2 protein-coding genes are annotated in these 1,114 nt (G+C 51.4%); both read left to right on the top strand.

Going from position 1 to position 1,114, the window contains the following annotated elements; all coding sequences use genetic code 11:
- Positions 1–267, top strand: a 267-nt coding sequence (locus tag ACR0AC_RS21205) for a DUF4345 domain-containing protein (RefSeq protein WP_480875956.1), incomplete at its 5' end; no start/stop codon positions are given.
- 16 nt (positions 268–283) lie between these two features.
- The coding region (locus tag ACR0AC_RS21210) for a DUF302 domain-containing protein (protein ID WP_480875958.1) at positions 284–1,114 on the top strand (831 nt) is incomplete at its 3' end.

Genomic DNA, 1,114 nt, shown 5'->3' on the forward strand with positions numbered 1-1,114 from the left:
GTGGAAGGGACGAACCAGACTCATGTCTTCCGAGCGATTATGGGTCTTTACATGGCAAACGCGCTGTTTTGGTTGGCAGCTGCTTCGAAACCAGAGTTACAACGCCCCGCGCTGTGGGTTCTATTTTTGTTTATGTCAGGACTGGCCGTTGGGCGCATACTAAGCATCCTTATCGATGGAGTTCCGAACGGGGTACTTCTCTTTTATCTTGCAGCCGAGATAGCTTTTGCAGCTCTGGCGGCGGTTTCTCTTAAAAAAGTACGATGAAACAGGAAGTGGTAAAATGCTGAGGTTTTTCTTCGTTCTCTCGATGGTTGCGACTTCATCTTTGTCGACATCCGCTCTGGCACAATCTTCATCTGCCCAGACTGCGGTGGACGAAAACTTCTTAGGGATTGAGACTGCCGTTGCAAAAGCGGGAGATACTCCAATCGCATCGATAGATCACGCGCGACTGGCCAAAGCTGAAGGCGTAGAAATGCCAGCGTCTCGCGTACTCATTTTCTCTGATCCTGAAATAAACACGCCAATTCTGGAAGAGAACGTACGAGCAGGTCTGGACCTTCCTTTTCGCGTACTTTCCTTCGATCAGGATGGTAGCCCACAGATCGCTTACACAGACTCTCAATTTCTCAAAGTCCGGCATGGGCTCACGGACGCGTCTTCGTTGAGTGCGTTTCAGAGCAAGCTGCTCGAAGTTCTTAACGACTTGGATGCAACACCAGCACCGACCAACGGGTTGTTTGCCGACTACGGGATCATCGAACTGCGATCTCAGCTCAGCGTACCAGAGGCAGTCGAACGTCTCAGGACAGCTGTGATGGGGCAGGACGATACTGTCTGGTTCGGTGAAATCGATTTTGCGACCGAAGCGTCCCAACTGGGGGTGGAACTGCCGGATGCAGTTCTCTTTCTGTTCGGCGGACCTGCACCCGGTGGCGTGGCTATGGCGGACTTTCCGGCAATTGGTTTGGATGCCTTTTGCCAAAAACTATTGGTTTACGCGAATGAAGAAGGCGGCTCTGTAGTCATTTTCAATGACATCGCTGCTTTGGCGGAGTTGCACTACGGTTCTTCAGCCGAACCTCATCACGGTTTGAACAAACGGCTTACC

The sequence above is a fragment of the Ruegeria sp. H7 genome, assembly GCF_056532945.1.